The organism is Zoogloea sp. (assembly GCF_028693495.1).
Lineage (GTDB): Bacteria > Pseudomonadota > Gammaproteobacteria > Burkholderiales > Rhodocyclaceae > Zoogloea.
This window is the reverse complement of sequence record NZ_JAQUVG010000150.1, coordinates 1-4,862: the sequence shown is the minus strand read 5'-3', so window position 1 is coordinate 4,862 and position 4,862 is coordinate 1. Positions and strand designations below refer to the sequence as shown.

Annotated in this window: 4 protein-coding genes and 1 pseudogene; 1 reads left to right on the top strand and 4 read right to left on the bottom strand. The window is 65.0% G+C overall.

Translation table 11 applies throughout. The features are described 5' to 3' along the window. Together PHD22_RS16240 and PHD22_RS16235 are read right to left on the bottom strand one after the other, a co-directional pair. On the bottom strand, positions 1 to 1,590 hold a 1,590-nt coding region (locus PHD22_RS16240; protein ID WP_299869273.1), incomplete at its 3' end, for a carboxyl transferase domain-containing protein. Positions 1,591 to 1,604: 14 nt separating this feature from the next. After that, positions 1,605 to 2,777: an isovaleryl-CoA dehydrogenase gene (locus PHD22_RS16235; protein ID WP_299869270.1), complete on the bottom strand. Its 1,173-nt coding sequence runs from the start codon at positions 2,775 to 2,777 to the stop codon at positions 1,605 to 1,607. A gap of 139 nt (positions 2,778 to 2,916) precedes the next feature. Here PHD22_RS16235 and PHD22_RS16230 point away from each other — a divergent pair, with 139 nt between their 5' ends. Beyond that, the gene (locus PHD22_RS16230; protein WP_299869268.1) at positions 2,917 to 3,960 is read left to right on the top strand and encodes an AraC family transcriptional regulator; all 1,044 of its coding nucleotides are present in this window, start codon (positions 2,917 to 2,919) and stop codon (positions 3,958 to 3,960) included. Between the two features lie 78 nt (positions 3,961 to 4,038). Here PHD22_RS16230 and PHD22_RS16225 read toward each other — a convergent pair. Then, a pseudogene (locus PHD22_RS16225) lies at positions 4,039 to 4,362 on the bottom strand (type I restriction-modification system subunit M N-terminal domain-containing protein); the annotation flags it as partial. Positions 4,363 to 4,659: 297 nt separating this feature from the next. Then, on the bottom strand, positions 4,660 to 4,862 hold a 203-nt coding region (locus PHD22_RS16220), incomplete at its 5' end, for a hypothetical protein (RefSeq protein WP_299869265.1).

The following is a 4,862-nucleotide window of genomic DNA, read 5'->3' as shown; positions in this document are numbered from 1 at the left end:
GAACTTCGTCGGCTGGATCGGCGCATTAAGGCTGGCCGACAGGGACAGGCCCAGGGTCCGGCGGGTCTGGGCCGGATCCACCACGCCGTCGTCCCACAGGCGGGCGGTGGCGTAATAGGGATGACCCTGGTCTTCGTACTGCTGGCGGATGGGCGACTTGAAGGCCTCTTCCTCGTCCTTGCTCCAGCTGCCGCCCTTGGCCTCAATGCCTTCACGACGCACGGTGGACAGCACGCTCGCCGCCTGCTCGCCCCCCATCACGGAGATCCGGCTGTTGGGCCACATCCACAGGAAGCGGGGACTGTAGGCCCGGCCGCACATACCGTAGTTGCCGGCGCCAAAGCTGCCGCCGATCAGCACCGTGAGCTTGGGCACTTGGGCGGTGGCCACGGCGGTGACCATCTTGGCGCCGTCCTTGGCAATCCCGCCGTTCTCGTACTTGCGGCCAACCATGAAGCCGGTGATGTTCTGCAGGAAGACCAGGGGCACCCCGCGCTGGGCGCACAGCTCGATGAAATGGGCGCCCTTCTGGGCCGACTCGCCGAACAGGATGCCGTTGTTGGCGACGATGCCGATGGGCATGCCGTAGAGGTGGGCAAAGCCGGTGACCAGGGTGGTGCCGTAACGGGCCTTGAACTCGTCGAAGCGGGAGCCATCGACGATGCGGGCGATGACCTCGCGTACGTCGTAGGGCTTGCGGGTGTCGGTGGGGATCACCCCGTAGATCTCGGCGGGATCGTAAAGGGGCTCTTCCGCGTCGAGGAGCTTGAGGCCCCCCGGCTTGGTCCGGTTGAGAGTGCCGACGATGCGCCGGGCGATGTGCAGCGCATGGGTGTCGTTCTCGGCCAGGTGGTCGGCCACGCCGGAGACCCGGGTATGCACGTCACCCCCGCCCAGGTCTTCGGCGGTGACCACCTCACCGGTGGCAGCCTTCACCAGCGGTGGGCCGCCCAGGAAGATCGTGCCCTGGTTCTTGACGATCACCGTCTCATCGCTCATGGCCGGCACGTAGGCGCCGCCCGCCGTGCACGAGCCCATCACCACGGCAATCTGGGGAATGCCCTCGGCCGACATGTTGGCCTGGTTGAAGAAGATCCGGCCGAAGTGGTCCCGATCCGGAAAGACCTCGTCCTGCTTGGGCAGGAAGGCGCCGCCGGAGTCCACCAGGTAGATGCACGGCAGCTTGTTCTGCTGGGCGATCTCCTGGGCACGGAGATGCTTCTTGACCGTCATCGGGTAGTAAGTGCCGCCCTTCACGGTGGCATCGTTGGCCACGATCATGCACTCCACCCCATTGACCCGGCCAATGCCGGTGATCACGCCAGCCGAGGGGGCCTCGTTGTCGTACATGCCATAGGCGGCGAGTTGGCCCACCTCGAGGAAGCCGGTGCCCGGATCGAGCAGGTGATCGACCCGGTCGCGGGGCAACAGCTTGCCCCGGGCCACATGCCTGGCCCGGGTGGCCTCGCCACCGCCCAGGGACACCTGGGCCACCTTCTCCTTCAGGTCAGCGACGATGCGCTGCATTTCCGCTGCGTTGGCCTGGAACTCTGCCGAGCGGGTATTGATGCTGGATTTGATGACGGTCATCGGAGCCGCTCCCCTCAGGCGGTTTCAGAGAACAGTTCGCGGCCGATCAGCATCCGGCGGATCTCGCTGGTACCGGCACCGATTTCGTACAGCTTGGCATCGCGCCACAGGCGGCCGGTGGCGTAGTCGTTGGTGTAGCCCACCCCGCCCAGAGTCTGGATCGCCTCGCCGGCCATCCAGGTAGCCTTCTCGGCGGAATACAGGATCGCTCCGGCGGCGTCCTTGCGCAGGCTGCGGGCGTGGTCGGTGCGGTCACAGGCCTGGCCAACGGCATACACATAGGCGCGGGTGGCCATCCAGGTGGAATACATGTCGGCCAGCTTACCCTGCATCAGCTGGAATTCTCCGATGCTCTGGCCGAACTGCTTGCGCTCGTGCAGGTAGGGCACAACGATGTCCATACAGGCGGCCATGATGCCCAGGGGACCACCGCACAGCACGGCGCGCTCGTAGTCGAGGCCGCTCATGAGCACCTTGACGCCGTTGCCCACACCGCCGAGGACGTTCTCTTCCGGCACCTCCACGTCGTCGAAGAACAGCGGGAAGGTGTTGGAGCCACGCATCCCGAGCTTGTCCAGGTGGGTGCCGTGGGTGAAGCCCTTCATGCCCTTCTCGATGATGAAGGCGGTCATGCCCCTGGGGCCCGCCTCGATGTCGGTCTTGGCATACACCACCAGGGTGTCGGCATCACCGCCGTTGGTGATCCACATCTTGGAACCGTTGAGCACGTAACGGTCGCCCTTCTTGTCGGCGCGCAGCTTCATGGAGACCACGTCGGAGCCGGCGTTGGGCTCGCTCATGGCCAAGGCCCCGACGTGATCGCCGGAGATCAGCTTGGGCAGGTACTTCTGTTTCTGGGCCTCGGTGCCGTTGCGGCGGATCTGGTTAACGCACAGGTTGGAGTGGGCACCGTAGGACAGACCCACCGACGCCGAGACGCGGGAAACTTCCTCAAGGGCAATGATGTGGGCGAGGTAGCCCATGTTCGTGCCGCCGTATTCCTCGGGGGCCGTCATGCCGTGGAGGCCCAGGTCGCCCAGCTTCTTCCAGAGGTCGGCGGGAAACTCGTTGACCCGGTCGATTTCAGCCGCGCGGGGGGCGATTTCCTTGGCCGCGAAGGACTGGATGGTGTCGCGCAGGGCTTCGATGGTTTCGCCCAGGTGGAAGTCGAGGCTGGGAATGTTCATGGTTCTGTCTCCTCCGGAAGTAGGGAATCCCCGGGACGCAGGCAGCCCTCAGGGTACCGGGGCAGAGTACGGGCTCAGGCGCCCCCCCGGGCGCCATCGTAGTTGCAAATGCTGCCACGCCCCTTTAGATTCCCGCCTCATGTCCCTGCGCCCTGCCCTCCCCCCCGCCAGCCTCGTGAGCCGGGCGGCTACGCCCATCGCCTTCATCGAGGCCATCGTGGCCGCCTACCGCCGTTACGGCGCGGATCCGGCCGGAGCCCTTGCCCTCGCCGGGATCAATCCCGGCCTGCTGGCCCAGCCCGACGCCCGTGTCACTGCAGACCAGATGGAAATCATGTCCGGCGCCGCCATGCAGGAACTGGACGACGAGGCCCTGGGCTGGTTCTCCCGCCGCCTGCCCTGGGGCAGCTACGGCATGCTGTGCCGAGCCTCCATCACGTCCCCCAACCTGGAGGTCGCCCTCAAGCGCTGGTGCCGCCACCATCGCCTGCTCACCGACGACATCACCCTCCGCCTCTCCACTGACCGGCTCACCGCCGGGCTGGACATCACCCTCCACCGGGATCTGGCGGGGCTCAAGGAGTTCTGCTGCGTCACCCTCCTGCGCTACGTGCTGGGCTACGCCTGCTGGGCCATCGACTCACGGATCCCCCTGCAGGAAAGCCGCTTCCCCTATCCCGCGCCAAGCCATGCGGAAGCCTACCCCCTGATGTTCGCCGGTCCGGTCCGGTTTGAGGCGGAACAGGCGGGCATCCGCTTCGACGCCCGCTATCTGGAGCTCCCCATCCGTCGGGATGAAAACGCGCTGCAGAGCATGCTGCAACGGGCGCTGCCGCTCACCGTGCTGCAGTACCGGCGCGACCGGCTGCTGGTGGCCAGCGTCCGGCGTTTTCTGCGGGATCCGGCGAACCTGGGGGCCACCGCCGAACGGGTAGCCGAACACCTGCATGTCTCCATCCGCACCCTGCACCGGCAGTTGCGGGAAGAGGGCTCGTCCCTCCAGCAGATCAAGGACGAGACCCGCCACGACCAGGCCATCGAGCTTCTGGACCGCAGCCGCAAGTCCATCAAGCAAGTGGCTGCCCTGTCGGGCTTCGGCAACGAGAAGAGCTTCAGTCGGGCCTTCCGCCAATGGACGGGATTTTCTCCCCAGGCATGGCGGGAGCGAAACCGGGTGGCGTGAACTCGACCACCGACAAGCCCTGCCCCAGAACCAATCTCCTCGGCGCCACCCCACCCAAGCCTCACCCAGCGCCTGCGCCTGCTGCAGCACCAGCTCCACCGCACCCTCCGGCGGGTCCGGCGGGTACTTGTACTTGCGCAGGATGCGCTTGACCACATTGGCCAGCAGCTCGCAGAACTTTTTCTCCTGCACCACATTCCCCGAGAAGCGGCTCTTCAGGAAGTAATCGTCGGATTCGTCCTGGAAGCGGCGGGTCAGCCCGGCCCGGCGGGCGGCGAAGGTGTCAGAGATGTACTTGAGGAAGATGAGGCCGAGCGCCAGGTGCTTGTATTCGGCCGCATCCATGTTGGCGCGCAGCTTGTCGACTGCCGCCCAGAGGGTCTGCTTGATGTCGTCGAGCATGAGGCAGAAAGAAGGTGCAGCGGACTATTCAGGCAATCGAACACGGACCACCTGGATCACCTCCGCAAGCCCCCAGAAGATCTCACGGAACCCATGCCCGGGAACGGACAATGAGGTTACACCGAGACCCAAAGAGCTGACCATACACAGATGACGGAGATCCACGCACCTCAACGCCAAGCGGAACAACCCCACGCCCGAAAAGTGAGGCAGATCACTCCGGCAAGGGTTTGTGGTTTGTGGTTTGTGGTTTGTGGTTTGTGGTTCCTGCCCCCAAGAGCCACCCCCTCGAACTGTTCAAGGCTGCCCAACAGACACCGGCCCAGGCCAAGCTGCCATGGCAGGCCAGATGACATACCAACCGGCGTAAAAAAAGAAAAACCCCTTGAAAATCAAGGGGTTTTTCAGGCATCTTGGCGGAGAGGGCGGGATTCGAACCCGCGTCAGGGTATTACCCTGAACACGCTTTCCAGGCGTGCGACTTAAACCGCTCATCCACC

Coding starts and splice junctions, on each gene's coding strand:
- PHD22_RS16235 (WP_299869270.1), bottom strand. CDS start 2,777: ATGAACATTCCCAGCCTCGACTTCCACCTGGGCGAAACCATCGAAGCC.
- PHD22_RS16230 (WP_299869268.1), top strand. CDS start 2,917: ATGTCCCTGCGCCCTGCCCTCCCCCCCGCCAGCCTCGTGAGCCGGGCG.